Raw genomic sequence first — 25,595 nt, forward strand, 5'->3', positions numbered from 1 at the left:
GATCCGAACTGACTCGAACCCAATTGCAGGTCGCCGCTCGAGGCGGAGGCGAGTGTGGGGCCTGTCAGGGCCGCACCCATGGCGACCAGCGCAGCGAGGGCGATTCCGAAAGGGCGCGCCCCTCGGCGGCGCGTGTAGACAGTTGTCACCTTCATCCTCTCATTCGCTGTGCGGGATACCCCGCGCCCCGCAAACTCCCGTGCGAGATTACAAGGGTGGCGCGCTCCTCGTCCCGACTTTGCTCCAGAAACCGGACATGTGTTCAGGTGCCCGGCCAGCCGCCATCCTGCAGGAAGAAACTCTTGCCCGTCACTGCGTCGCCATCGACCACGCCGGGCCCGTTCGAACGACAGACCGCGGCCGCGGCGGCAGCCGTAACTGCACAGCGCCGAACAACTTCACTGTCGAGCAACTGCACGAATTTCCACCTCGAGCTGGTATCCGTTGGGACGAAATCAATCTCATGCGCTACCGGCCGTCGACCATGACCAGTGCAGGCTGAGGAATGTCGGACGAAGCGTCTGCGAGAGCAGCAAGAGTGCCGTCGAGCGCGACAAGGTCCGCACGACGACCCGGCGCCAAGATCCCCACCCGTCCTTCGTCATGGACCAAGTACGCACTGTCCACAGTCATGGCCTGCACTGCACGCTGCACTCCGATCCGTTGGTGGGCGCCAAGCACGGCACCGCCCATGGTCAGCCGATTCACAGCAGTCCTAATCGTCTGGAGGGGATCCATCGGCGTTATCGGGCAATCCGAGTGCAGCCCGAATTTCAAGCCGATGTCATCGGCGCACGCCAGCGGGTCCAGGTTGCCGGCTCTCTCAGGACCGAGGAAACGGTCACGGTGACGATCGCCCCAATGAAAAACATGGTTGACGAAAAAGCTCACCCCGATCTCGGCATCACGTATCGCCTCGAGATCCGCAGGCCTACTCACCTGGCAGTGCTCGATACGGTGCCGCGCTCGACGTCCGTCACTGCGGTGCGCACTGCGCAGCGCCGCGATGGCGGCGGCTACAGCCGCATCGCCGTTGGCGTGCACCGCGACCTGACCTCCCTCGCGGTGCACCTGGAGAACCATGTCGTCGAGTTGCTCCTGCGGATAGAGCAGATCACCGTGATGGTTCGGGCTGCAGGTATACGGAGTTCGCAAGGCTGCAGACAATCCTTGAATGGACCCATCCGCCCAGAATTTGGCGCCGGCCAGGCGGAAGCGTGACCCTGGGGCCGGTGCAGCCGTGAAAGCGATGTTCCTTTCCTCCAGTTCTGCGATCGCGAGATCACCCCGAAGGAAGCCAACCGTGTGCACGGGCATCTCGCCCATGGTGTCCAGGGCACGATAGGCGGCCAACTCCTGCATGCCCGCCGACAGGCCGACCCCTAGATCGTGGACGGTCGTGATTCCTCGCGAACGCGCCAGTGTCAAGCTACGCAGCAACGCGGTCTGCACCTCTGCCTGTGTCAGGTCTGGTATCGCGCCGCTCAACCGTGCCACGGCGTCGATTTCCCAGGCCATCCCTGTGAGCCTCCCGTCCGCCCCACGCGGAAACTGCGAGTCCCCGGGATCCACCGTCGATTCGTCGATGCCTGCAGTTGCAAACGCAACAGTGTTTGCCACCGCAAAGTGCCCCGAGATGTGCAGAACGATGATCGGGCGGTCGGTGCAGACTGCGTCGAGGTCATCGCGTGTGAGATGGCGACCTTCTCGAAGTTGTGTGTCGTCGTACCCCCATCCACGTATCCAGCCGTGAGTGGGAGTGGAGTTCCGCAGAGCCCCTTGGATATCCGTGATCGAGGCGCACGGTGGCGTCCGGCAATCAGCCCATCCGTCAGTCAAGCCGGAGTAGGTCGGGTGAATGTGCGACTCGATCAGCCCCGGGATCACAGTAGCGCCGGCGAGATCGAGCCGACGAGTTTCCGGTCCGGCGTACTCCCCCATGTCCTTTCGACTTCCGGTGGCGACAACCACGCCTCCATCGAGGACGAGCGCCTCAACCTGGGGTGACGCTGCGTCTTGGGTGAGGATTGCATCTGCGGTGAGTAGTGTCCGAGTCATCGGATATCCGCCTTCGCGGTCGGGACTGCGGGGCAAGGCACTGGTGCCGATCGATTTTCTGCACGGAGGCCCGAAACCGCTTCGACAGGAGGCCACATCACCCGGGTGGCGGACACGAACAACACGTTCAGAACAAGGGCTGCGGCACCGATGTTTATGCCTTTGTCCGCCAACCACATCGATACCGTGCCGTGTGTGTCGAGGTACAGCCAGAGCACCAGCACATCGCCGAGCACCACGCCCATCGCGAGCGCTGCCGGTCGCAGCTTCCATCCGAAGATCATCGTCGCGAACACCACCACGGCCTGGGTCACCCCGTAATACGCGGTATTCACCAGCGTCAGCAGCAATTGGGGGGCGGCGAGGGTGAGGATCAGCGAGAGGCCGAGGTAGGCGACTATGACCCCGCGCACCCACACTCTCTGACGTGATTCGGGTATTCCAGGAACGATGTTTCGCGAGACGATCGAGCCGATTCCCAGCGCCGAGCCACACAGAACAACGATCGCGCACAGTGCCGCACCACCCGCCACCACTCCGGTCAGCCAGTCCGGGAGCACGAGGCGGGACAGTTGCAGGAGTACCTCGTTGGACTCTGCGCCCTCGAGCTTGTTGGGCAGCAATGAAATTGCTCCGAAGGCAGCAGCGACGAGGAAGGGATACATGAGCATGTACAGCGGGTTGAATCGGGCGACTCGCTTGAGGGTTGCCTCGGACTTCGCCGAAAGCACGGCCTGCACGATGAAGGGGAAGACGAAAAAGCCGAGTGACTGGAACACAATTGTGGTGAGCACGAAGGTCAGCGACGAACCGGTGACGGTGGATTGCGAGGCCTGCCCGGCCCCATGGGATGCCGCATCGGCAAAGAGCTTCGTGATACCGCCGGATTTGGCCGTGGCGGCCAGTCCGATCAGGATCGCTCCCAGCAGCAGAGCGGCGTCCTTGACGTAAGACACGAACGCCGGTGCACGTACACCCGAAAGCAGGAGGAAGAGCAGAGCAAGCGCAGCGCCGACGAAAACTGCCACCGTCGGGTTGATGGTGATGCCAAGTCCGCTCAGTGCGACCTGGAGGCCGGCAAGCTGCAACTGCCCCCAGGGAATGAGGAAGACTACCGAGGCAATCGCGATTGTCAGTTCCAACCCGCGCGACCGAAAGTGCCGCCCGGCCACATCGGGCAGCGTCATCGCGTTGTACCGCTTGCCTGCCCGCCAGAGGTAGGGCGCAAAGAAGTATCCGATCGGATAGGCAAGCAAGATATATCCGATGAACCAGACGCCGTAGCTTGCCCCGTGGGCGTACACACCGCCGGGGAATCCAATGAGCGTACCGATGCTGTAGGCCTCACCTGCTCCCAGGATGAAAACCAGCACGGGACCGAAAGATCGCCCGCCCACGAGGTAGTCGGAGATCTCTTTTTTGCTTCCACGGCGTGAAAGCACTCCGGCGCCGAGCGCGAGGAGTAGCACGAGCGTAAATGTTGCAGCGATCATGTCGGATCCCCGATCTCGGTCTTGGCCTGAGCCAGTTCGTTTCGTTCCGATTCCTCGAAGTCCCTGCGGTCAAAGAACTTCCATGCCAAGTGGAGACACAACGAGGTCAGCGGCATCCACAGGAAAAGCCACGCGAACAAAATGGGAAATCCGAGAACAGTCAGTTCGGATCCGGAGAGCGCAACTATCCCGCCCAGCACCCCGACGAACGGAACTCCGATTGCGAGCAAGGCACTCTTCGCCTCGTTGGACATGATTGTGGCTCCTTAGCCGTTGATCGATCCGGAGCAGATGAGGCGAGGGGCGTTTTGCCGTCGAATCGTCGTCCGGTCTAGCGTTGAGTGTGCCTCCCGTCACTATGGCGGGACCATGGGTGAACCCCGGAATCCACGACGCTCGTTCGTGAAATTCACGGGACGCAAGACCAAGCACGCACAAAGGAGTAACCCCGTGGACGTAGCCGACGTCGAAGAAGAAGACACGATCCGTCGGTTGTGTCGCGAGGTTTCCGACGAGCTCGAAGCGCTCACCGAACGCGCGGTACAACAGATTCGCAGCGAACTCCCGGCCTACTCCGCGGTACCAGTGGCCGAGCAAGGCAACTACATCCGCAAACAGTTGTCCGCAATGCTGTGTGCCGTCGCCGAGAACGAAACGATCACCACAGAAGACACCGACCGAAACCGCGAACTCGGGCGCCGTCGCGCGATGCAAGGGCTCCCCCTCTCCGATGTCATCGAGACCTATCACATTGCATCTCGTGAGCTCTGGGACACGATGGTCCAGCGGTCCACGAAACCAACACACGAGCTGCTGCAAGCAGGCGGCAAACTCTGGGACCTCGTTCACGCCGCGACGAGCGCAGTCGCAGTCGGACACTCCGAGGCAACGCGCAGCGAGCAGGCCATCCGCGCCGGCGTTCGATACCGATTCTTCGAAACACTGCACAGTGCAACGGATATGGAACTGAGCAACGCCCGAGAGCTGGCACAAACCCTCGGATTCGATACACAGAAATCGTTCCAAGCACTGTCGGCCGTCGAGGAGGAATGGTCAGAAGCACAAGTGGAAAACCTGCAACGAACCCTGGATTCCGTGCATGCTGTCGCGCATTGCAGTCGACATGGCTCCCGAGTAATCGTGATGTGTCAGGGCGAACCAACCGAAGTCATCCACGCAATCATGCGAGATCATCCACGAACGTCACTAGGTATCGGGATGCCCCGGGTCGGGCTCGTCGGCGCAGCTCAAAGCATCACCGACGCCGAGCGCACATTGCAGTTGGCGACAGCGCCGGGCACGACGGTCAGTTTTGCCGACGAATGGCTCATCGCCACTCTTGCCACCCACCAGGACGAGCTGCTGCCGCTTCTACAGGCTGGGGCGTCCGTGGCCGAAGAGCACTCACATCTGATGGATGCCGTCCGCGCCTTCGCCCGAAGCGGGTTCTCCGTCAGCGCTGCCGCCCGTGACATCCACCTACATGCGAACTCTGTCACGTATCGACTCGACCGCTGGCAGCATCTGACCGGATGGGATGCGCGAACCCTCGACGGCTTGATGAAATCTATCGTGAGCCTCGAACTGTTTCATCGCCGAACGCTCGACCACCATCTGACACCGAACACGCGCCGCGTGTCCTCGGCACGCTGAACCGCGCCCGTGCTTGTCACTCCGACTCGCCGTCGAGACATTGCCCAAGCCAGGCACCCATATCCGACGCAGCGCGGCGGGCAACAGGCGTTGGATGGTTTGTAAATCCATGCGGGACATCAGGATAGAGACGCAAGTCGACGTCGTTTCCGGCCGCCGACAGTCGCGCCACCATGGCAAGGTTCTCTGCCAGGACCACGTCTTCTGATCCAACGACAACGAGGGTCGGCGGCAGGCCGCTGAGGTCGCCGAATGTCGGAGAAATATCCGGGAGAGTGCGATCATCGACATGGCCGACGTAGGCTTCGATGAAGTATTCGTCGCTGATGGTGCGGCCCGCGGGAGTCTGGGCACTGACGTCGTACGTGCCCGCTTCCAGCACCGCACCCGAAAATGCCTTGGCCAGACCTCGATCACGAAGGCGCAGCAACGTCGTCGTCACCAAGGTTGCCCCCGCCGACATGCCACCGATGGCGAGCCTGGTCGTCCCGAACCGTTCGGCAGCGACCTCAAGCAGCCACAAGGCGACTGCCTCACAATCGTCCGGCGCTGCCGGCCAAGGGAATTCCGGTGCAAGCCGGTAATCGACGGTAACCACTACCACCCCGACCTCGTCGGCAAGTCTCATGCTTCGGGCGTCAGCGCTGGCCGCTGAACTCATGTAGAAACCCCCACCCGGAAGATACAGATAGACCCCGTTGACATCGCCGTCTTTCGGAGTGACTACGCGCACCGAAACGGATCGGCCCTCGATGTCGAGTCTGTGTTCAACAGCCCGGCTCGCCGTGGGATCAACCACCCTGGATGCTCGCACCACAAGCAGTTCCTGCAGGGAACTCGGACCGACACCGGCAGGCCGCGACGCATAGAACGCTCGCGTACTCGCCAAATCGTCACGAGGCATTTGTTCGATCAGATCAGTCAATGCAAGCTTCACCAGGGCTCCCTCGGGTCGAGACTTGTCGACAATGATGACACCTCCAGCAGGAGCACGTGTCCGACGTGTTCTCGGCAACGCGGGGCCGTGACAGGTATGAGCAAACCGCGCCGGAAAGAGGTCTTCTCACGCTAGCCTCGACTCGGAATTGGACGTTTGTCTAGAAAGGTCGATGGATGCGTGCGCTGTTGCTTGCCACCCTCGCAATCCTGGTCCTCCAGATTGCAACTCCGGCGGCGAACGCTGCACCACCGGATCCGGGCTGGACTCTACCCCAACTGACCGTCGCAGATCGAACGATCAAGGACGTCGACGGACGAACGGTGTTGCTCCGCGGCGTGAACGCCAACGGTCTCAATGACTACGCAACCAACGGCACCGGTCTACCCACCGTTACGCCGCTGGGAAGAACGGACTTCGCGCAGATGGCAGCGCTGGGCTTCAACGTCGTCCGACTCAACGTCGCGTGGTCCCTCCTGGAACCGACCCGCGGTGCATTCGACACTGCGTACGTCGACCGCGTTCGAGTAGCGGTCGAGGATGCAAAAGACCACGGCATCTACACCGTTCTCGACATGCATCAGGATGCATGGGGCCCGTACGTCGGCACCCCGAGCGACCAGTCGTGCCCGTCATTCATGCGGCCGGGAGTCGGCTGGGACGGCGCACCCGAGTGGGCAACCCTGACCGGCGGATGGACAACCTGCAACATCGGTGGACTCAGGGAAGCCGCACCCGCGATCGCCCATGCCTTCCAGGCGTTCTACGACGACGAGCAAGGAATCCAGAGTCGCCTCGTCGCGACGTGGGCGCGGTTGGCTGCCGAGTTCAAAGACGAACCAGCTGTAGCCGGATACGACCTGTTGAACGAACCGAACCCCGGCCTGCGCGATCCATTCACGGCAGCTGATCAGATCGGGCAGTTCTACAAGCGGGCCACCGACGCCATCAGGCAGGCCGAAGCAGGAGGATTTCCACACCTCGTGTTCTTCGAGCCCAGCGCGATCTGGTCGGCTTTCGGCCTCGACGCGCTGCCTCCACGCCATTACCTGACCGATCCCCTGGTGGTCTTCTCGCCCCATCTCTACAGCGAATCGATAACGGTCAGTAGCGAATTTCCCGGAATCGAAGACGGATTCAAGATCGCCGACCGCGCTGCCGCCTGGTACGACGCACCGTTGTGGACAGGTGAATGGGGTTGGTTCGGCGACGCCGACGAACAGAGAGCAAACGTCGACCGCTTCGTCGATGCCACCGACAGGTACCGGATGGGCGGCGCGTGGTGGTCGTGGACACAAGCGTGCGGTGACCCCCACCCGGTTCGCGACGGCAATACCCACCAGCCGCAGGGAAATCTGAATCGCATCGACTGCCCGTCCGGTGAATCACTCGGGCTCGTAGAGGGATTCGCCGCGCCACTCTCGCGAGCGTATCCGCGGGCAGCGCCCGGCACGCTGACGGAGGTATCGCGTGACGGGTTTGACGGGAGCGGCACCGGACGGGTCGAGGCCTGGTACCCCGGCACCGACCGGCCACAGCTCGAGACCACGAATCTCTCCGACGTCCGACTGTCCCCGATCGAGGGCGGATGGCAACTGATCGGTCACGCCGACGGCGACTACGCGGTCAAGCGCGCCTGATCGAACGATCATCCGGGAATCGCGCGTTCACACCACGCGAAAGAGCGGGTATCAGAAGATTCCGCCAATTCCCTTGCCGATCAGAACAACTCCGACGACCAAGATCAACACACTCATCACCGTGGTGTTGTTGTCCTCGAGCCAGACTTTGAGATTGGCCAATGGCTTTCGCAGGCGATCAGCAGCCACCAGGTATCCGATGACCGGGATCGCGACAGTTGAACTGGCGATGACCGTGAATACGAGAATCGAGGTGATCGCTCCGCTGGTCGCCAACGACGCCGAGCCGATCGACACTCCGGCCGCGATGCACATGAGCAGGTTCTTCGGGTTGATCGCGGCGAGCGCGAATCCAAGGCCCAATCCCTTGGCCGCGGTCATCTCGTCGACGGCTTGCATCCACTTCGGTGTTTCGTGCTCGCCGCTGCGCCCCCGCCACTGCTTGACCCCGACGGCCAACAGGAGGACACCGAGAGCTAGTTTGATCCACGAAACCGTGGCGGACGGTCCGTCGTCTGACGTGCTGACGGCACTGGACAAGATGACGAAAAGAACTGTAGCGATGAAGATTCCGAGTAACCAGCCCACCGCGAACCCGGCGCTGGTGCTACCCGCTCGCTTGGAGAGCAACATCAAGATAGTGGCGATGACGGCCACCGGCGACACGGCGACACCGACGGCCAATGGGAGAAGCTCTCCGACAACGGAACCCATGTCAAAACTCATTTCTGATTGCGGCAAGCAGGATAGGCGGTAGGCGAGAAAAGGCGCCCCTGTCCGCCACGACGGACAACAGAGCACAGCTGATACCGCTGCGCGACAATGCTGACACTGCGAGCGCCTGCGTAGTTGATGCCTCATTCGAAAGGGATGAGTGCCTGAACCGCAGGCCTCGATTCCCCACCGAAGATCGCGAAAAGACTTGGCTAACGGTGTGTCGGCTGCGCTCGCAGCAGAGCGCAGCCGACATCATCGAGGAGGATCACCAGACACAATCTCGAGTAGTGACCTCACGCGTAAAGACGGGTTACTTCGCGCAGCCACTGCCCTCGAACGCGAGCTTGGACGTATATTGCCCGTCCGGCAAATACTCTCCCATCACGGCCTTCTCGTCGCCGGGCGTCTTGGTATCGTGTGCAGCGTGGCTGAAGTCCTTGGCCGGCAGCATGTTCCGCATGATCAAGAGGGAATCGTCGGGATGCCCTGCGCCGTCACCGGCCGGCGAGAGCGAAAGCCATGACACCCCACATTCCTTCGTAGCGTTTGCGGGTCGGTCTTCAGGGAGCGACGCGACAATCGTGTAGCGACCATCCGCATCAGTGGCCATCTGCTCGTCGAACAGACACGTCGCTACCTTCGTCGTTGCCAGCGATTCATTGCTGCACATCGACCAGAACCGCATGTCGACTGCGCTGTCGAGATTCTTTGCGCCGCCTGTAGTCTTCGGAGTCCTCGGCAACTCTCCCCGAAGTACTAGAACTTCGCCGAACCCACGGTTGACTTCGGCTGTGACGTAGCTGTTGTCGATGTTGGAGTACTGCCCGCCCACCCGCTGGGGTGTGCCATCGCATTTGCCGAGATAGGTACAGCCGAGCGTGAACTCGGCGCTGTAGTACGCCCGCCAGACTGGTGCCTGCTCTGAAGGGAATGTCGCAGGCTTGCCCGGTTGGTCACGCAATGCCTTGTACGTGTCTAACGGCAGCGAAGCCGGCTTCAAGATTCCGTTGTCCGCACCGACCGCTGAACACAGATCCTGCCCCCGCAGCACCTGACCACCGGGAAGGTGCAGCTCTGGCTCAGGCAGTCCTACGCCGCCGGTGAGATCACGCCCATTGTCCGGCAGGTAGATGCGATAAAGCAGGCTTATCCGGTTCTGACCTGGCACACCGGCATACAAGGTGTTGGGTTTCGGCTCAGCAGGTGAGGCCTCGTTGAGGACGGAAGCCGTGTACGACCTGGCACCTTCGTTCGCTCGATCGGCACCGGGAAGATAGGTATTGCGCGAGCCTGCGTCCGGAGCAGTCGAAATGTCATTGAGGACGGCGGTCGGCATCGCGGTTGCCGCGTTGTACGAGTTCAACGACTGATAGCGAGCATGCGCATACTGCCCTCGGATAACCAACTCGGCGTTCTCGGGGATTGTGAACTGCGCAGCCCAGTAAATCGCCGCAGTGTCAGGAAAGGCGTAGTTGAGCTGTGGGTCCGCGCGCTCGGGATTGATCGGCACGGACCAGAAGCAGGTCGACACCGGATGCTCGACGTCCGGTCCGCCGGATCCGAAATCGACAGAACCAGATTCGGATCCGCTAGCCGAACCGGTTCCTGATCCGGATCCGCTCGACGAACCGAAATCGACAGATCCGACCGGCGCGGCAACCGCGGACCCAGCCCCGGCAAATACAGTGATCGCGCTCAGCGCCACCGCAGCTACGAGTGTTCTTGATGAATGCATCGCGCTCCTTGTTAGATAGCTGACAAACAGTGATAGAACGATCTAGAGCGAGTACTCCCGGTCCAACGACGAGAGACCGTCACGAGGTCCGCACTCCGCACTACTACTTGGTGGGTTGAAAGTCGTTCGTCAGAGCGCCGCGAATCGCGTCGGTGTCCGACTGAGACCAGTTGTCGGGGTGCAGGATCCGCGCCCACATGTCCGCCGCCTCGGCACCGTAGTTGTGCCCGTGACCTGGCGGAACGTCCGCCGAGAAGACCATGTCGAGTGTCACCTGCCAGAATGTCACGAACGGTATCCACGTCATTCCCGGATCGACATCACGGCCGAGAGGCTCGGCAAGCCAGTCCGGCTTGTTCAGAAGCAGGTCGAAAGACCACCAGACAATTGGGTCGCTGGCGTGCTGCCAGTACACGACGCGTGAGTCGTTCCACGGCGCATCCAGTTCGAGATCCTCCGGATAGGCAGCGAAACGAATCGACTGCCCGTCGTCGATCACCGGCACGGCTTCCCGTGAGCCGGAGTCGCGACTGCTGGTGATCTCCTGCCATTGAGCGGTGAAGTTCGGAGTCCCCGACCACAATGCCCCATCCACCCGCGTCGCCATGTCCTGTGCTCCCGCGAACGCGGCCTGTCCCCCGTACGATCCGAGGCTCTCGCCGAAAACGACAAGCTTGGGGCGCTTGTCGAGTGGCAGATCGATCCACTTCGCATAGACAGAGTTGAACAGCGCCCGGCCTGCGGCCATCGGGGTTTCGCGATCGGCGATGAATGCCAAAGGGCTGGGAAGGAACGAGTACTGCATCGCCGCGATGGCGGTGTCGCCGCCCTGGACGTATTCGAAAGCGGACGCCACGTCGTCGTTCACCCAGCCGCGGCCGGTGGTGGTCACTACTGCCAGGACGGCACGGTCGAAGCCGCCGGTGCGCTCGAGTTCGTTGACGACCCGCTGCGCGACACCGTCGACGGAATCCGACGACTCACGGCCGGCGTACACGCGGATGGGTTGCTTCGCGTCCCGGCCGGTCAGCGCGGAAATCTGCACCGCAGACGGCCCGCTACCCATGAAAGTGCGACCCTCCTTGCCCAGCGAATCCCATGCCTCGGCAGACATGGGTGAACCACTGCGTTCGGCGATCAGAGGCTGGTCGATACCATCGGGCGTGTCGTTGTCCGCGCCGGAGAAACTCCAGTTCGCAAAAGCGATGAGCCCGTTGTAGAGGGCACCGTTGACGACGAAGATCGCCAACGCGAAGACGACGACCAAGCTCGCGACTTTCGCTGCCTCCTTGGGAACAAACCGCAGAGCAACGGCAGCGAGCCCTCTGGTGAGATGCCGCAGACCGCGACCCACCTCCAACAAGATCAACCACACCACCAGCGAAATCAGCAGCACCAGAAGATAGTTCGCCCGGTTCACGCGAGGCGCCTCGACCAGATCACGGACGATCTGCTGCCACCACGAACCCAAGATCAGAAAAAGAGGCACCAATATCACTGCCAGTACGGCGAGTACGGCCCAACCGATCCGCTTGGTCCGGTCCGACCATCTCGGTTCGACTCCGCATTTGCGGATCATCCACGCCACGATCACACCGATGCCGTACCCGGTGGCGACGGAAATACCGGTTGCCACGCCCTGCAGGTACCACGCGCGCGGTAAGAGGGACGGGCTCATCGAGAGGACGAAAAACACCAGACCGAACGACAACCCGACCGAGTGCAGTGTCTTGCCGTAGCGCCGCACACCTTCCCACACACGTTTCATGCCCGAATCGTAAGTGCGCCAGAAAGATGAAATGCGCCTCTCATCCCTTTCGAATGAGGCGCGAACTATGTCGGTGGAAAGTGTTCGCTATTCCGCGTCATGCACCGAAAAGCTTCGGCCCGACGGCAATCACGGGCGAACGCCGGTGGTGCGTTGACAGATTTCACACACGCGATTCCGCGTACACTGTGTGGGGTCAATCCACTCAGCACGTACAAATTCGGCGCGATTCTCATGGCGGCAAAACGAGGAAACCTACCGATCGAACTGAGCAGTTTCGTCGGTCGTCGGTCCGAGGCCAAAGAAGTCCGACGCCTGCTGTCGGACTACCGGCTCGTGACCCTTACGGGCCTGGGTGGGGTCGGCAAAACCCGCTTGGCGCTCCGTGCCGCCGATGATTCCTCCCGTACGTTCCCCGGGGGCGTCTGGTTCGTCGACTTCAGCGAACTGCGGGAGCCGGCACTTCTCGATCAGACGATTCTTGCCGCACTCGGAGTACAAGACCGATCTACGCGGTCACCGCGATCGGTACTGATCGGCCGTCTCGTCGACGAACGTGTCCTGCTTGTTCTGGACAATTGCGAACACCTCATCGGCTGGGTTGCCGACACCGCCGCCGAACTTCTCCGGTGCTGTGCCCGATTGGCACTTCTGGCGACCAGCCGAGAACCGCTCGACATTCCCGGCGAGATGGTATTACGGGTGCCGCCTCTGCGATTTCCCACCGAGGCGCCGTCGCCAACCGACACCCGTGATGGTGATGCGATGATGCTGTTCGAGCAGCGGGCACGTTCCTCCGTGACGGACTTCCGCATCACCAGCGAGAACAGCGCGGCTGTGGAGAAGATCGTCCGCCGGTTGGAAGGACTACCGCTGCCGATCGAGCTGGCGGCTGCCCGACTGAGGGCGATGTCGGTCGATCAGATCCTGCAAAAACTCGACGACCGCTTCCAACTGCTGACGCGGGGCAGCCGGAACGCTCCAGCGCGTCAACAAACGCTTGCACAGAGTATCGACTGGAGCTTCGATCTGTGTACGCCGCCGGAGAAGTCGTTGTGGGCGAACTCGAGCGTATTTGCGGGTAGCTTCGATCTCGGGTCCGTCGAAGGAATTCTCGCCGACGAAGCACAGAACGACGACTTGGGCGATCTCGTGATGTCCCTTGTCGACAAGTCGATCCTCATCCGTGAACAAAACGGCTCGTACGTCCGCTACCGCCTACTCGAGACTCTTCGCGACTACGGGCGTGAACTGGTGTCAGTCGACGAGTGGGTCTCGCTGCAGCGCAGGCACAGTGAGTGGTTCAGGCAACTCGTCTTCCGCGCCGGAGTCGACTGGACGGGGCCGCACCAAATCGACTGGATGACGCGGATCGACCGCGACTTACCCAACGTGCGCACCGCGTTGGAATTCGGTCTGACCGAACCCGACTCGGTCGAAGACACATTGCGTACCGCAAGTGCTCTGCATGATTACTGGCTTGCACGTGGTCGATTCAACGAAGGTCGCTACTGGTTGGGTCGCGCCCTGGCCGAGGTGCCCGAACTGACCGAGGGCACTCTCGGTGAGGCGGTAGTCGAGGCCGCCGCGACAGGCGCACTGCTGGCAGCCCTCCAACGAGATATCGCTTCGGCGACAAGCATTGCCGAAGAGGCTCGGCGACAGGCCGAGATGCAGCGGAACGACGACGGACGCATACTGGCGCGGTACACGCTCGGATTCGTCGCGGTCGCCGACGGCGATCTCGTGCGCGGTGCCGAGTACCTGGAGCAGGCTGTCGCAGCATTCCGGGCAAACGACGACATCGCCCGTCTGGTACCCGCGCTCTACTGGTTCGCCTTCGTCGTCGACGCACTCGGCGAAACCGACCGGGCTGCAAGCATTTACGAGGAGGAGTTGGCCCTCACCGAATCGCGCGGCGAAATCTTGTGGCGGTCGATGACGATGTCGGACTACGGATCCGCCCTGTGGCGTCATGGCAACCACGCTCGCGGTATCGAGCTACTCGAAGATTCTCTCCGATTGCTTCGAGGGCTGGGTAACCGGTTCGGATGTGCATGGTGCCTCGAGGAAATCGCGTGGACGCTTGTCGACCGGGACGTAAAGCTGGCAGCCACACTGATGGGAGCTGCCGACACGCTGTTCACCGCCACGGGCAGCCCGATGGACACCTTCAGGAGCATGGTCCCGTACCACGAAAACAGCGTGACCGAGGCTCGTAACCGGATCGGAGACAGGGTGTTTCAAACAGCATTCGATCATGGACGAGCTCTGACTCTCGACGACGCAGCGGCCCGCGCGCTGAGAGAGCAACCGCCCGGGGGATCACCGAAATCGGCGGCTGACGAAGTGCTGACTCCGCGGGAGCAGCAGGTGGCCGAACTCGTCGCACAGGGCCTGACCAACCGAGCAATCGCGGACAAGCTGGTCATTTCTCAGCGCACTGTCGACGGCCACGTCGATCACATACTGAACAAACTGGGGTACGACTCGCGCACCAGGATTGCGGCCTGGGTGCTCCAGCACACAAACGACTTCCGCAACCCTTCGACCTCGTGACGGTCGGTGTCTTCGATCGATCGCGGCGCGGCGGGTAACCCGGCCGAATCCTGTCGCAAGAATCCGACCGTCGAAAGTTTTCTCAGCCTTCGTGATCAGCGAGAGTCCAGTGTCCCGCACCACGCAGTTCGAGTTGTCGATTGTGAAAAACGTCGAGAGTGCTGCGATGCCCGACGCTGACAATGATGCTGTCGGGCAGTTCACGGCGAAGGATGTCGTAGAGCGTGTACTCGAGGCCTTCGTCGATTCCGGATGTCGCCTCGTCGAGAAATGCGGTTCGCGGTCGGATCAGGAGGACTCGGGCGAACGCCAACCGTTGTTGTTCGCCCGGCGACAGAATTCGAGTCCAATCAGCCGGCTCGTCGAGCCGACCGATCAAATGTGCGAGATGCACCTCGGCGAGCGCGTCGTGGAGCCTGCGGTCGTCGAAGTCCGAGCGCCCGGTGTTCGGCTGACCTGAGGGCAACTGGTCCGGATATACCAAACCCGCGCGCAGAGAACCCAATGGTAGGTATGGCCGTTGTGAGAGGAACAGGACGTCTCCGACCGGGGTGGTCACGGAACCGTTTGTGTACGGCCACAACTGCGCGATGCTGCGGAGCAGCGTGGTTTTGCCGCTACCCGACGGACCCTTCACCAGCAGTGCATCGCCGGGCCCCAGTGACATGTCGAGTTCGGAGATCAACGCCTCACCAACCGGCGTGCGCACGTCGAGTCCCCGAACAACCAAATGACTGCCAGCGGAGAACGCGTCGAGCACGGGAAGTGCGCGGGCACGACGATTGGCATCGGCGAGCCCGGTCAAACGGATCAGTGTGGCCCGGAAACTTGCAAAATCGGCATAGGACTCTCGAAAGAACGACAACGAATTGTGCACCTGGCCGAATGCTTGAGCAGTTTGCATCACGTCGCCGAAAGTGATCTGCCCGCTGAACAATCGAGATCCCTGGACCAGAAACGGAAACACCACCGCTGTCTGATCCACTGCCAGATTGAAGCCACTGAACTTGAGCGTCCGGAAGACGATCGCCCACATATTGCGGATCACTGCAGCAAAACGTAGTCCGAGCGTGCGTCGTTCGACGTTCTCTCCGCGATAGAAGGCGATGCTTTCGCCGTACTCCCGCAGTCGAACCAACGCGTACCGGAAGGTGGCGCCGAGTTTCTCGTTCAAGAAGTTCAGCATGATCAAAGGCCGGCCGATCCAGAATGCGAGTGCCGTGGTCACCAACACGTAGATGTAGACGAGAAAGATCATCGCTCGCGGTATCTCTGCACCGAAAACAGTCAACGGCCCGGACAGATCCCACAGGATCTTGGTGAAGCTGACGATCGACACCATTGCGGCGACGGCGCCCATGGACAACGTGCGGGACGACGTCGCGAATGCGGTGATGTCTGCCTGAATACGTTGGTCCGGATTGTCGACCGGGTTCTCCAGGAAGTTTCCGCGATAGTACGCGCGGCCGTCGAGCCAATCGTCGGTCAATGTGTCATTGAGCCAACTGCGCCAATTGATATCGAGTGTTTGGCCTACCAGGTAGACGACGAGTGAGTTCGCGACGTGGACTGCGGCCAATATCGCGAACACTCGCAGGTAGTGCCAGAAAGCGGTTTCGTCGAGGTTCTGAATGGCGTCGTAGAAATCCTTGTACCAGTACGAGAACAACACCGTCACGCGGACACCGAATATCGTGAGCAGCAGCAGTAACGCGAGAATCGACAGCGGAATGACGGTGCGCCGGGGATCGAAGTAGGGCCAAGCCATTCGCCGAAACTGGTTGCCCCAGGGGGTATACCGAGCAAGCAGCAGCGCGGTGACGACGAGAACCACTACCGTGATCGCATATGCCTCTGCCAACCACAGTGCGCTGTCCGGTACCGCGCTACCCCAATTCACCGTAGCCTCCGTCCTGGAGGGGAACTGACGATCACATATCGGTCGACAGCATTCGGTTCGCGATCCGCAATCCCGAGTCTTCCGCGGCATCCAATGCACGTGATTGCTCTGCCGTTATCCTGTCGCACACCCAATCCCAGTGCATCGTCACCACAGCGCCGGCGACGGGCATCGCCGCTAGCGCGTTGCCCTCGACCCTCCACCGCACTCTCTGCGTTGCCGGTCGGCCGCGTGCGAGTTGCTCACCGTCGAACTCGAGCGGGGACGAAACCACCAATGCATGCTCCTCGCCGACGTCCTCGACCACTCCCCATCTGATCCGGCAGTTCTGGAGGACGGACAGTGGGACCGCACCGCGCTTCCGAAGAAGCTTGACCCACGGATACACCAGAAATACGTGAAAACTGTGGTGCGCAAGCGCGCGGTCGCGACCCCCGAGGACGGGGAGGAACCCGGTGTTCTCCCGTTCACCGAAGGCTTTTCTCAGGTGCTGCAACAACTTCCCCGAATCGAGAGAGTCGAGGAGATCACCTCCCACCCAATAGGCTTCGATCACTCGCGAATCCAGGGGGTCGTCGATGCCCGCTCCTACAGCCAATGCCTCGAGGTACGGCCACGCACCGTCGAATTGACGAGCGTGATCACGGTCGCCGCTGCCCGAGTTGCCGCTGGCCAGACGAAGCAGCACTGAAGGATCGTCGGGTCCGCAGTAACCCAACTCGTTCGGCGGATACGCGTAACGGGCAAACAATGCCGGCCCGTTCATACCGACGGCAGTCATCAGCAGATCCGCGGAAGTTGTTCACCTGCCGGCAGATCCACTACCCGATTGCCTCCCAATGCCGTACGCGCCACCACCATTGTGCGATGTTCGGCCACGCACTCCCCGATCACGGCGGCTCCCACACTCAGTGGATTGCCTTGCATCGCTTCCAGAACCAGGGCGGCATCTTCGCGTGGAACGAAAGCGATCAACTTGCCCTCGTTTGCGACGTACAACGGATCCAAGCCGAGTAGCCCACAGGCGTCGCGCACGTCAGCGGGAATCGGCAGATCTCGCTCCACCAGCGCAACCCCGATGTTCGACGCCTGAGCGATCTCGTTGAGGGTCGCGGCGACTCCGCCCCGCGTAGGGTCGCGCAGGACGTGGATGTCGACACCGGTGGCAATCATGTCGGCCACCACGCCGTTCAGGGCCGCACAATCACTGCGCACTTCGGTCCCGAATTCGAGCCCTTCGCGACAACTCATCACGGCCACGCCGTGAACGCCGATGTCGCCGCTGACGATCACGACGTCACCCACTTGTGCGCGAGTGGGGCTGATGTCCACCCCGTCTGCGACAATCCCGATTCCTGCGGTGTTGATGAAGACTCCGTCGCCGTGACCGGCATCGACGACCTTGGTATCACCCGTCACCAGCCGAACGCCGGCAACGTGCGCGGCCTCACCGAGCGCCTTCGCGATTCCCGCGATGTCGGTCAGCGCCGTTCCTTCTTCCAGGATGAATGCCGTCGACATCACCAATGGCTGCGCTCCCGCCATCGCCAGGTCGTTCACCGTTCCGTTGACAGCGAGATCGCCGATCGTTCCGCCGGGAAACACCATGGGTTTGACGACATACGAGTCGGTCGAGAACGCGAGCCGCACCCCGCCGACGTCGAATACGGCCGAGTCACCGAGTTCTGCATCGGCAGCGCTTCCGAACGAGGGCAGGAACAGGTGCTCGATGAGCTCGGCGGACATCGCTCCTCCACCGCCGTGCCCCATGACGATGTTCGGCGAATCACGCAGCGGCAGTGGGCAGACCCACGCCGACAAGTCCACTACAGCGGTCTCCTCAGCCGGCATGACCCGCCTCCTGAAGTTCCAGGCGCCGGTACAGGTAGTACGCGGCGCACGCCCCCTCGGACGACACCATCGTGGCACCGAGCGGATTCCGCGGAGTGCATTCCTTCCCGAAGGCACTGCACTCGTGTGGCTTGATCAAACCTTGCAACACTTCTCCGGAACGGCAGACGCTCGACTCGTCGGTATGGATATCGGTCACCGAAAAACGCTCTTCGGCATCAAAATACGCATACTTCGGTGCCAGCTGCCAACCGCTGTCCGGGATCGATCCGATGCCGCGCCACGTCCGGTCCGACACGGCGAACACATCCTCGAGCATCGCTTTCGCTGCGGTGTTGCCCTGCGCGGTGACGGCACGGGCGTAAGCATTTTCGACCTCGTATCGACCCGATTCCAACTGCAGCACCGTCTTTCTGATGCCCTCCAGCAGATCCAGCGGCTCGAATCCGGTGACGACGATCGGGACCTTGTACTTCTCGGCCAGCGCCGGGTACTCCGACGTTCCCATCACACTGCACACATGCCCCGCCGCCAGAAATGCCTGCACGCGGCACTCTGGCGAATCCATGATCGCGGCCATCGCCGGCGGGACCAGAACGTGCGAGACGAGTAGGGAGAAGTTCTCGATACCCAGGCGATTGGCCTGATAGACGGTCATGGCGTTGGCCGGCGCGGTGGTCTCGAATCCGATCCCGAAGAACACCACTTGCCGGCCCGGATTCTCCTTGGCGATAGTCAGTGCATCCAACGGTGAGTACACCACCCGCACGTCACCGCCGGCGCTCTTGATGCGGAACAGATCCGACGAACTCCCCGGAACTCGCAACATGTCCCCGAAGGAGCAGAAAATGACATCGGGTCTTGCCGCGATGTCGAGAGCTTTGTCGATGATCTCGAGCGGGGTGACACAGACCGGGCATCCGGGTCCGTGGATCATCTCGATCTGTTGGGGAAGTAATTGATCGATGCCGTGTCTGATGATCGAATGTGTCTGACCACCACACACTTCCATGATCGCCCATCGCCGTGTGGCCAGCGCACGGATCTGATCCAGCAGTTTGCCGGCCAGTTCCGGATCGGAGAACTCGTCCAGATATTTCATGATTCCGTCTCCTTCGGTTCGATCCCCGCGGCCCGGGCAGCCCTTTCGAACCCGTCACCGAATTCCTCTTCGAGTACGCCGAGGTGCTCGAATTCCGCCAGCGTGCTGCGAGCGGATTCCTCGTCGAGTCGCTGGATGGCAAATCCGACGTGCACCACGACGTACTCGCCGACTTGGGCGCCCGGAATGTACTCGAGGCACACTTCTTTTCGGACGCCACCGAAGTTCACCACCGACATCGTCGTTCCGTCGCGTTCCTCCAGGGACTCGATACGTCCCGGTACGGCTAGGCACATGGCACAACTCCTGACCTCATGACGAACTCCCCACCAGCACTTGGCCGTAGGCGAGACCGCCGTCGTTCGGCGGCAACTCCAGTCCTGTCAACGGCGTGAATCCAGCGTCTGAGAGCAGAGCACACGCCCGAACGAGCAGTAGAGGGTTCTGAAAGACACCTCCGGTGAGTACTACCTCGTCCACTCCCGCCAGTTCCCGGCCACGAATTGCCCACTCGAGCACCAGGTGCGCTACGGATTCGTGGAAACGGGCGCCGATCACTTCGGCGGGCAACTTCTCCCGGAGATCGCGGACAACAGCCCGGATGACCGACCGCGGATCTGCGGTCCAAGAATCGTCGTCCGACTGCTTCCAATCGAAGGTGTACCGCGAACCGGCGCTGTCGACTCCCCTCGACACCCCCTCCAACTCGATGGCAGCCTGCGCTTCGTAGTCGACCCTCTGTCGGACCCCGGTCAGCGAGGAGACTGCGTCGAACAACCGCCCCATGCTGGAGGTGTCCACGCACCCGAAACCGGTTTCCATCTGGTGAAGCAGGACCGACTGCTCTCGGGGCGGACAGGCTGCCACGGGCGCGAGGTCGGATTCCCAGTCCAACCCGGCATGCCACAGGTGGGCGAGCGCCATTCGGTACGGCCGTTCCACTCCGGCATCGCCCCCGGGCAGCAGTACGTATCCCAGATGCGCGAGACGGCGATAACCCTTGTACGTCGCCAGCAGTAGTTCCCCTCCCCACACTGCGCCGTCCGCCCCGTAGCCGGTGCCGTCGAACGCTATTCCGAGAACTGGTTCGCTCCCGTCCCGGCCGTTCTCCCCCATCACGGAAGCCACATGTGCGTGGTGATGCCCGACGATGCGCACCGGTCGGTCACCACTACGACTGCGAGCCCACGAGGACGAGCGATACCGCGGATGCTCGTCACAAGCGATCTGGTGCGGCACCACCCCCGTGATCGATTCGAAGTGACTCTCCGACGCAGCAAAACTGTCGATGACAGCGAGGTCGCCCATGTCTCCGATGTGCTGACTCGGCCACACATATCCGTCCTCGGCAAGACAGAAGGTGTTCTTCAGGTCGGCCCCGACCGCCAAGGTAGGCGGTACGTCGAACGGCGCGGTGACGGGCAGCGGAGCATATCCGCGCGAGCGACGAAGCAACTGTCTTCCACTGCCGACTATTCGCATCACCGAGTCGTCACACGGCATCAAGATCGGACGGTTGTGGGTCAATACCCCGTCGGCCAGGTCAGCCAATCGTTCGAGATCGTTGTCGGAGTACAGAATCGGCTCACCGCCGATGTTCGCCGATGTCATGACCAACACCGCCGGGCCCGCAGCTTCTCCGGCCAAACCCAGAAGAAGATGCTGAATCGGGTTGTAGGCCAGCATGATTCCGATATCCGGAATGCCGGGGGCAATCAAGGGGGAAAGCGCGTATCCAGACGCTTTGGCAACCAGCACAATCGGGCGCTCGTGCGAGGACATGGCATCAGCCTCGGCATCCCCGACCACACCCAACTCTCTGGCTTCTGGCACATCGCGCACCATCACCGCCAACGGCTTGCTTGCTCGATGCTTGCGTTCACGCAACTCGTGAACCGCGCGGTCGTCGCGGGCATCACAAGCCAGGTGAAATCCTCCGATTCCCTTGACAGCAAGAATCTTCCCGTCTCGCAGTAGGGATCGGGCTCGTAGCAGTGCACCCTCACCGGTCACGGCGGGCGCGTCCCCTTCCACGAACGATAGCGTTGGACCGCACTGCGGGCAGGCAATCGGTTGCGCATGAAACCGGCGGTCGGAGGGATCCACGTACTCCGCCGCACAGTTCGCGCACAACGGGAATCGCTTCATCGTCGTAGCGGCCCGGTCGTAGGGCAGCGATTCGATGATCGTGAATCGCGGACCGCAGTTGGTGCAGGTGATGAATGGATGATGATATCGCCGATCGCTCGGATCAGTCAGTTCCCGGAGGCAGTCGTCGCAGATCCCGACATCCGCCGGCGCCAAGGTTCGCCCGACCGACCCCGCATCCGTCTCGACTATGCAAAACCCCTCACGACCAACCGGCCGCGAGTCCTCGCGCTCTACCGACTCCACCCGTGCCAGCGGTGGGGGGTGGTTTCGCACCCGAGCGACAAATGCATCGATTGTCTCTCCGTCGCCTTCGACGTCGATCACGACACCGAGAGCAGAATTTCCCACCGAACCCGACAGTCCCAGTTCGGTGGCGGTCGCATGGACGAACGGCCGGAATCCAACCCCCTGGACTACGCCACGAACGATGACACGGCTGGCGATCTTCATGTCCCGACCTCGCCGGTACGAGTATCGGACTCGTCGATCTCACCGTCTTGACCACGGCCCATCAGTTCGAGGCCGGCCCGGGCGCGCTGCGCTCCCTTTTCGTCGACCTTCTCGACTGCAAAGCCCATGTGGATCACCACCCAGTCACCTGCCGTGACGGTGCCTTCGTCGAGCATTCCGATGTTGACCTTGCGCGGTGCACCTTCCACGTCGACGAGGGCGAGTTGACCGCCGTACCCGTCCAGTAGTTCGCGTACCCGTCCCGGAATCCCCAGACACATGACTCACACCTCCGGCCCCAAAGTGGTGGCATCACAATCCACGTCGATGGACCGGACGAGTGCCAGCACCGCCGAAGCGGCTTGCCCTACCGAATCACGCATCTCCGCACTCAATCCGATTCCGTCGCCGATCGATTTCGCATGTGCCCCCACCACGAACGTCCGCGGGAGTGTTCCGCCGAGGGCCTGCAGGCTGGCAAACACCGAACTCGGATGCATCGAGTGCGCGTCGAAACCTCCTTGCGGGCCTTCACTTTCGGGGTCCACTTCGATGATCGCGAGCTTGCCCGGGACTCCGGTCGCCGGTAAGGCATCGATCAGGACCAGGGCGTCCCACGACTCCAACAAGTCGTACGCCAGATGCACGCCCCGAATCCCGTAGTCGACCAGGCGAGCTCCCGATGGGAGATTCTCATGCTGCAGCGCCCGAACAACTTCGGGGCCGAATCCGTCGTCTTCGAGAAAAATGTTTCCGACACCTGCAATCAGCACGCGCACAGCGCTTTACATCTTTCGCATTCGCAGATAGCGCTGGATGTCCGGCATCGACACCACCAGGACGATCGCGGCTGCGATCGCGGTGGCGCCGAGAAGTGCCGTCGACAGCAATCCCATGCTCCTCATGGCGAGTTCTCCTCTCGATAGCTGTGAAGTTCGATACCTGTGAGTACGTCACGCGCTGTCGCGCGGCATCGGCTCTATCTCGTCCGGCGCGAAGTACAGGTAGCGGCCGTACCAGTTGTGCAGATCGGCGGCCGGATCGTCCAACAGTGTCACCCCAACATGAATGTCGCCGTCCACGTCTTCATGAATGGTGGCGACGTGGGCGATCCGGCCGTCGAAGAACAGGTCCTGAGCATCAGCGCGGCGTGAGGGGTGGAGCCGAACCGTACTTCCACCAGAGACACGGACGCCGTTGATCAGAACTGCGTCGGTGCGTGGTTGAACACTGGTGTCGGCTTCCGGGGTCCACCAGTCCACACCGTCAGGCACCTCGGGTATCAGATCAGAACCGGCATTCGAATCTCGCAGCACGCCGTGCAGGCCGGCTAGATCGTCGTCCGTCAATCGCTCACATCGGTCGATGATGTCGGCAGCTCTGGAGTCGGTAGCTCGCGCCCGCGCCTTTTCCTCGTCGGTCATGGCAAGGATTCTCAGGGTGAGAATTTCGTCGATCTCGGTCGAGTCGAAGAGAGATCCCTCGCTCTGCGGCGCAATCTCGGGAAAGTCGTACAGGATGATCGGTGACACCAGAACGGTTGGCGATGTGCCAGGGTAAGTGGGGTTCTCGGTCCCCGCAAGCACCGGATAACAGCGATTTTGCCGCAACTGCTCCGAGTGATCTGCTTCTTCGAACAACGACAGGAACCTCGAGCCTGTGCAGTTCACAATGACGTGAGTCCCCAGCATCGATTGCGCGGTGGCCGTGCCCTTGTCCCGTGCGTCGACGCTCGTGGCGTTCATGATCTCCACCGAAATCACCGTGCGTCCGTCCCCGGCGGAGGCGCTCACCGCCAAGAGGCCATTCACCGGAAGCCGTGTCCGAACGATCCGTCCGACCACCCTGCCCCGAGAGTCCGACAAAGTCTCTCCTTCGACAACTCCGGCCGCACAGAAGGTTTCTTCGACGCCGGCCTCGAGTTCGTCCAGACCCCACGGACCCAACACGATCTCGGACTCGGTGGCTTCGTCCCACGAGATCGACTCCCGCTCGCCGACTACCAACCGATCGACCGGGATCCACGCCCCGCCGGCGCCGAGTCGTTCAACCGTCCGCGACTGGTGGTGCAGAAATCTCACAGTCGCAGAAACTTCGACGCCGTTCCGCTCGAATTCGCCGAGCAGACATTGCGCGGACATCGACGGTTCCTCGCCGACTCCGACCTCGGCGGCGCCGGGCGGTCCGAGAACCCCGAACTGCCAACGGGATTGATTCTTCGCCGAGCCGGCCCGGTAGGGATAGAGAAGATATCCCTCGTACAGGACGGCGTCGGCCACGGCCCGAACGTCGTGATCCATCCCCGTTCGAGTCATCGCGGCACCTGGCTCGCCGTCAGCAACTGCCGCACGGCTGAATCGAGGTCCGTGAGGCCGTGCGCTGCCTTGAACCGCACGAGATCGGCAATCGTCTCATGGTCGAGGCGTACCCAACCAGACGCCGGATAATGCGCAGCCATCAGCTGTTTCCACACGTCGACCGGCAATTCGTAGGCAGCAGATCTGTCCCACGGGATCTGCTGCACGGAGAAACCACGCGGTCCGTCGGTGAATACCGTGCCGCTCAGTAGAACCACGATCGGAATCGTTCCGTCTCCGAGTGCGTGCATGTACTTCGACGCCGTCACCGAGAAGTCGTACGTACACGCCATGGGTAAGGCCGCGACCGTTGTTCCGGTGAATCCTTGAACGACCGTGGAACATTCCATCCACAGGAAGGTGCGCAGCGTACTCGACCAACGCTCCCGCGGACCGAAGAGATCGCGCAGACCTTCGCCTTCGGCGTCGGAGTACGGTCGGCGGTGTGGTTCGATTCGTACCTGCGCGCGCAGAGCCACCGCGCGGACGGTCGTGCCGGTGGATTCCGACATTCTCAATCTCACCGTCAGATTCGGCGTAACCGCGTACGGTTCCACCTCCATGTTGTCGACCGAGAAGTCGAGAACAGTCATGCCGACCTGCTTCGCGCCTCGACGCGCCCGAAGAACTCGTCCACTGCGCGTGCGGCATCCTGGCCACCGTCGAATCCGCGCCACACGGTGCGCAATCGTCCCACCAGTTCGTAACAGGCGTCGATGGGAACAACGAAGCATCTCGGCGATTGTCCTGACGTGGGCACCGACACGATCAACGCCTCGACGTCGGCCCGCATCTGCGAGAGCCCCGGATTCTCCGCGAGCACAGTCTCGAACGAGTCGATAGGCAACTCGGATTCGGTAGCTCCGGCCGGTCCCGGATAGAAGACTATGTACTTGTCGAGGAGTGAGTTGCGGAAGAAGAATGCCAGGCCGACGGGGATTTCCAGAGACTCCCACCGGCCAGGGCCGAGGTCGAAGTCCGGAAACTCGAGGTACCGATCGGGAACCGCTTTGTATCGAAGGTCCGCGTCGACCGGTGCAAAGAGTAGATAGCACGGTCGGCACACGCACATCAGGCTCCGGACCTGTACGTCCACGACGTGCTGGTGTTCGTCGCCTATGCCCGCCGCACACATCTCACACCTCGGTCCGGTCGGAACGACACGCGACGAGGCGATTCGTGTTAGCACCTCTCCCACAGTGACTTTCATGACGGGGCTGCGTT

23 protein-coding genes are annotated in these 25,595 nt (G+C 61.8%); 3 read left to right on the forward strand and 20 right to left on the reverse strand.

Annotated features, from left to right (window positions below):
* Nucleotides 1–262 precede the first annotated feature (262 nt).
* The 4 genes from ACYP01_RS24045 to ACYP01_RS24060 are packed head-to-tail and all read right to left on the reverse strand — an operon-like array spanning nt 263 to nt 3,805.
* The gene (locus tag ACYP01_RS24045) at nt 263–418 is read right to left on the reverse strand and encodes a hypothetical protein (protein WP_157770401.1); all 156 of its coding nucleotides are present in this window, start codon (nt 416–418) and stop codon (nt 263–265) included.
* A gap of 50 nt (nt 419–468) precedes the next feature.
* On the reverse strand, nt 469–2,058 hold the full coding sequence (locus ACYP01_RS24050; protein WP_459682817.1) for an amidohydrolase: 1,590 nt from the start codon (nt 2,056–2,058) through the stop codon (nt 469–471).
* Entirely contained in the window at nt 2,055–3,551 is a 1,497-nt protein-coding gene (locus tag ACYP01_RS24055) for a sodium:solute symporter family protein (RefSeq protein ID WP_019748102.1), read from the reverse strand. The genes ACYP01_RS24050 and ACYP01_RS24055 overlap by 4 nt, the downstream gene beginning before the upstream one ends.
* Nucleotides 3,548–3,805, reverse strand: coding sequence for a DUF3311 domain-containing protein (locus ACYP01_RS24060; RefSeq protein WP_054825613.1), 258 nt, complete (start codon nt 3,803–3,805; stop codon nt 3,548–3,550). Before ACYP01_RS24060 ends, ACYP01_RS24055 begins: the two co-directional genes overlap by 4 nt.
* A 196-nt stretch (nt 3,806–4,001) precedes the next feature.
* Between ACYP01_RS24060 and ACYP01_RS24065 the strand changes: the two genes are divergently transcribed.
* Entirely contained in the window at nt 4,002–5,204 is a 1,203-nt protein-coding gene (locus ACYP01_RS24065; protein WP_459682820.1) for a PucR family transcriptional regulator, read from the forward strand.
* Between the two features lie 16 nt (nt 5,205–5,220).
* Here ACYP01_RS24065 and ACYP01_RS24070 read toward each other — a convergent pair whose 3' ends face one another.
* A complete protein-coding gene (locus ACYP01_RS24070) occupies nt 5,221–6,141 on the reverse strand; it encodes an alpha/beta hydrolase (RefSeq protein WP_459682822.1) in 921 nt (306 codons plus the stop codon).
* Between the two features lie 176 nt (nt 6,142–6,317).
* Between ACYP01_RS24070 and ACYP01_RS24075 the strand changes: the two genes are divergently transcribed.
* Nucleotides 6,318–7,781: a glycoside hydrolase family 5 protein gene (locus ACYP01_RS24075; protein ID WP_459682824.1), complete on the forward strand. Its 1,464-nt coding sequence runs from the start codon at nt 6,318–6,320 to the stop codon at nt 7,779–7,781.
* Between the two features lie 51 nt (nt 7,782–7,832).
* Here the strand turns inward: ACYP01_RS24075 and ACYP01_RS24080 are convergent, their stop codons facing one another.
* The 3 genes from ACYP01_RS24080 to ACYP01_RS24090 all read right to left on the reverse strand — a co-directional run bounded on the left by ACYP01_RS24080 (nt 7,833) and on the right by ACYP01_RS24090 (nt 12,001).
* A complete protein-coding gene (locus tag ACYP01_RS24080) occupies nt 7,833–8,495 on the reverse strand; it encodes a GAP family protein (RefSeq protein WP_459682826.1) in 663 nt (220 codons plus the stop codon).
* Nucleotides 8,496–8,808: 313 nt separating this feature from the next.
* Nucleotides 8,809–10,233 (reverse strand): hypothetical protein, encoded by a 1,425-nt coding sequence (locus ACYP01_RS24085; protein ID WP_459682828.1) that lies wholly within the window; start codon nt 10,231–10,233, stop codon nt 8,809–8,811.
* Nucleotides 10,234–10,336: 103 nt separating this feature from the next.
* On the reverse strand, nt 10,337–12,001 hold the full coding sequence (locus tag ACYP01_RS24090) for an alpha/beta hydrolase (RefSeq protein ID WP_003942128.1): 1,665 nt from the start codon (nt 11,999–12,001) through the stop codon (nt 10,337–10,339).
* Nucleotides 12,002–12,154: 153 nt separating this feature from the next.
* Between ACYP01_RS24090 and ACYP01_RS24095 the strand changes: the two genes are divergently transcribed.
* Nucleotides 12,155–14,560 (forward strand): LuxR C-terminal-related transcriptional regulator, encoded by a 2,406-nt coding sequence (locus ACYP01_RS24095; protein WP_459682831.1) that lies wholly within the window; start codon nt 12,155–12,157, stop codon nt 14,558–14,560.
* Nucleotides 14,561–14,642: 82 nt separating this feature from the next.
* Here the strand turns inward: ACYP01_RS24095 and ACYP01_RS24100 are convergent, their stop codons facing one another.
* From ACYP01_RS24100 to ACYP01_RS24155, 12 genes are read right to left on the reverse strand one after another with little or no spacing between them, the layout of a single operon-like run.
* Complete coding sequence (locus tag ACYP01_RS24100) at nt 14,643–16,460, reverse strand: ABC transporter ATP-binding protein/permease (protein ID WP_459682833.1); 1,818 nt, start codon at nt 16,458–16,460, stop codon at nt 14,643–14,645.
* A 31-nt stretch (nt 16,461–16,491) separates the two neighbouring features.
* On the reverse strand, nt 16,492–17,241 hold the full coding sequence (locus tag ACYP01_RS24105; protein ID WP_404649499.1) for a DUF6390 family protein: 750 nt from the start codon (nt 17,239–17,241) through the stop codon (nt 16,492–16,494).
* Nucleotides 17,241–18,311: a hydrogenase expression/formation protein HypE gene (hypE, locus tag ACYP01_RS24110; protein WP_209921149.1), complete on the reverse strand. Its 1,071-nt coding sequence runs from the start codon at nt 18,309–18,311 to the stop codon at nt 17,241–17,243. The genes ACYP01_RS24105 and hypE overlap by 1 nt, the downstream gene beginning before the upstream one ends.
* On the reverse strand, nt 18,301–19,413 hold the full coding sequence (gene hypD / locus ACYP01_RS24115) for a hydrogenase formation protein HypD (RefSeq protein ID WP_003942127.1): 1,113 nt from the start codon (nt 19,411–19,413) through the stop codon (nt 18,301–18,303). The genes hypE and hypD overlap by 11 nt, the downstream gene beginning before the upstream one ends.
* Nucleotides 19,410–19,709 (reverse strand): HypC/HybG/HupF family hydrogenase formation chaperone, encoded by a 300-nt coding sequence (locus ACYP01_RS24120; protein ID WP_003942168.1) that lies wholly within the window; start codon nt 19,707–19,709, stop codon nt 19,410–19,412. Before ACYP01_RS24120 ends, hypD begins: the two co-directional genes overlap by 4 nt.
* Before the next feature lie 16 nt (nt 19,710–19,725).
* The gene (hypF, locus tag ACYP01_RS24125) at nt 19,726–22,014 is read right to left on the reverse strand and encodes a carbamoyltransferase HypF (protein WP_404649500.1); all 2,289 of its coding nucleotides are present in this window, start codon (nt 22,012–22,014) and stop codon (nt 19,726–19,728) included.
* Nucleotides 22,011–22,295, reverse strand: a complete 285-nt coding sequence (locus tag ACYP01_RS24130) for a HypC/HybG/HupF family hydrogenase formation chaperone (protein ID WP_404649501.1) — start codon at nt 22,293–22,295, stop codon at nt 22,011–22,013. The genes hypF and ACYP01_RS24130 overlap by 4 nt, the downstream gene beginning before the upstream one ends.
* Nucleotides 22,296–22,298: 3 nt before the next feature.
* Nucleotides 22,299–22,793: a hydrogenase maturation protease gene (locus tag ACYP01_RS24135; RefSeq protein WP_003942183.1), complete on the reverse strand. Its 495-nt coding sequence runs from the start codon at nt 22,791–22,793 to the stop codon at nt 22,299–22,301.
* Nucleotides 22,794–22,799: 6 nt separating this feature from the next.
* Entirely contained in the window at nt 22,800–22,919 is a 120-nt protein-coding gene (locus ACYP01_RS24140; protein ID WP_003942178.1) for a DUF6893 family small protein, read from the reverse strand.
* Nucleotides 22,920–22,967: 48 nt separating this feature from the next.
* Entirely contained in the window at nt 22,968–24,329 is a 1,362-nt protein-coding gene (locus ACYP01_RS24145) for a hypothetical protein (protein WP_404649502.1), read from the reverse strand.
* Nucleotides 24,326–24,964 carry a DUF6084 family protein gene (locus ACYP01_RS24150; RefSeq protein WP_003942181.1) on the reverse strand — a complete coding sequence of 213 codons (639 nt, stop codon included), beginning with the start codon at nt 24,962–24,964 and terminating at the stop codon, nt 24,326–24,328. The genes ACYP01_RS24145 and ACYP01_RS24150 overlap by 4 nt, the downstream gene beginning before the upstream one ends.
* On the reverse strand, nt 24,961–25,581 hold the full coding sequence (locus tag ACYP01_RS24155) for a DUF5947 family protein (RefSeq protein WP_064444498.1): 621 nt from the start codon (nt 25,579–25,581) through the stop codon (nt 24,961–24,963). The genes ACYP01_RS24150 and ACYP01_RS24155 overlap by 4 nt, the downstream gene beginning before the upstream one ends.
* Between the last annotated feature and the right edge of the window lie 14 nt (nt 25,582–25,595).

Source organism: Rhodococcus sp. no. 34 (assembly GCF_054589475.1).

Bases quoted from the DNA above. Each gene is read 5' to 3' on its own strand.
- ACYP01_RS24050 (WP_459682817.1), bottom strand. From the start codon at position 2,058: ATGACTCGGACACTACTCACCGCAGATGCAATCCTCACCCAAGACGCA.
- ACYP01_RS24055 (WP_019748102.1), bottom strand. From the start codon at position 3,551: ATGATCGCTGCAACATTTACGCTCGTGCTACTCCTCGCGCTCGGCGCC.
- ACYP01_RS24060 (WP_054825613.1), bottom strand. From the start codon at position 3,805: ATGTCCAACGAGGCGAAGAGTGCCTTGCTCGCAATCGGAGTTCCGTTC.
- ACYP01_RS24075 (WP_459682824.1), top strand. From the start codon at position 6,318: ATGCGTGCGCTGTTGCTTGCCACCCTCGCAATCCTGGTCCTCCAGATT.
- ACYP01_RS24080 (WP_459682826.1), bottom strand. From the start codon at position 8,495: ATGGGTTCCGTTGTCGGAGAGCTTCTCCCATTGGCCGTCGGTGTCGCC.
- ACYP01_RS24085 (WP_459682828.1), bottom strand. From the start codon at position 10,233: ATGCATTCATCAAGAACACTCGTAGCTGCGGTGGCGCTGAGCGCGATC.
- ACYP01_RS24090 (WP_003942128.1), bottom strand. From the start codon at position 12,001: ATGAAACGTGTGTGGGAAGGTGTGCGGCGCTACGGCAAGACACTGCAC.
- ACYP01_RS24105 (WP_404649499.1), bottom strand. From the start codon at position 17,241: ATGACTGCCGTCGGTATGAACGGGCCGGCATTGTTTGCCCGTTACGCG.
- hypE (WP_209921149.1), bottom strand. From the start codon at position 18,311: ATGCCGGCTGAGGAGACCGCTGTAGTGGACTTGTCGGCGTGGGTCTGC.
- hypD (WP_003942127.1), bottom strand. From the start codon at position 19,413: ATGAAATATCTGGACGAGTTCTCCGATCCGGAACTGGCCGGCAAACTG.
- ACYP01_RS24120 (WP_003942168.1), bottom strand. From the start codon at position 19,709: ATGTGCCTAGCCGTACCGGGACGTATCGAGTCCCTGGAGGAACGCGAC.
- hypF (WP_404649500.1), bottom strand. From the start codon at position 22,014: ATGAAGATCGCCAGCCGTGTCATCGTTCGTGGCGTAGTCCAGGGGGTT.
- ACYP01_RS24130 (WP_404649501.1), bottom strand. From the start codon at position 22,295: ATGTGTCTGGGGATTCCGGGACGGGTACGCGAACTACTGGACGGGTAC.
- ACYP01_RS24140 (WP_003942178.1), bottom strand. From the start codon at position 22,919: ATGAGGAGCATGGGATTGCTGTCGACGGCACTTCTCGGCGCCACCGCG.
- ACYP01_RS24145 (WP_404649502.1), bottom strand. From the start codon at position 24,329: ATGACTCGAACGGGGATGGATCACGACGTTCGGGCCGTGGCCGACGCC.
- ACYP01_RS24150 (WP_003942181.1), bottom strand. From the start codon at position 24,964: ATGACTGTTCTCGACTTCTCGGTCGACAACATGGAGGTGGAACCGTAC.
- ACYP01_RS24155 (WP_064444498.1), bottom strand. From the start codon at position 25,581: ATGAAAGTCACTGTGGGAGAGGTGCTAACACGAATCGCCTCGTCGCGT.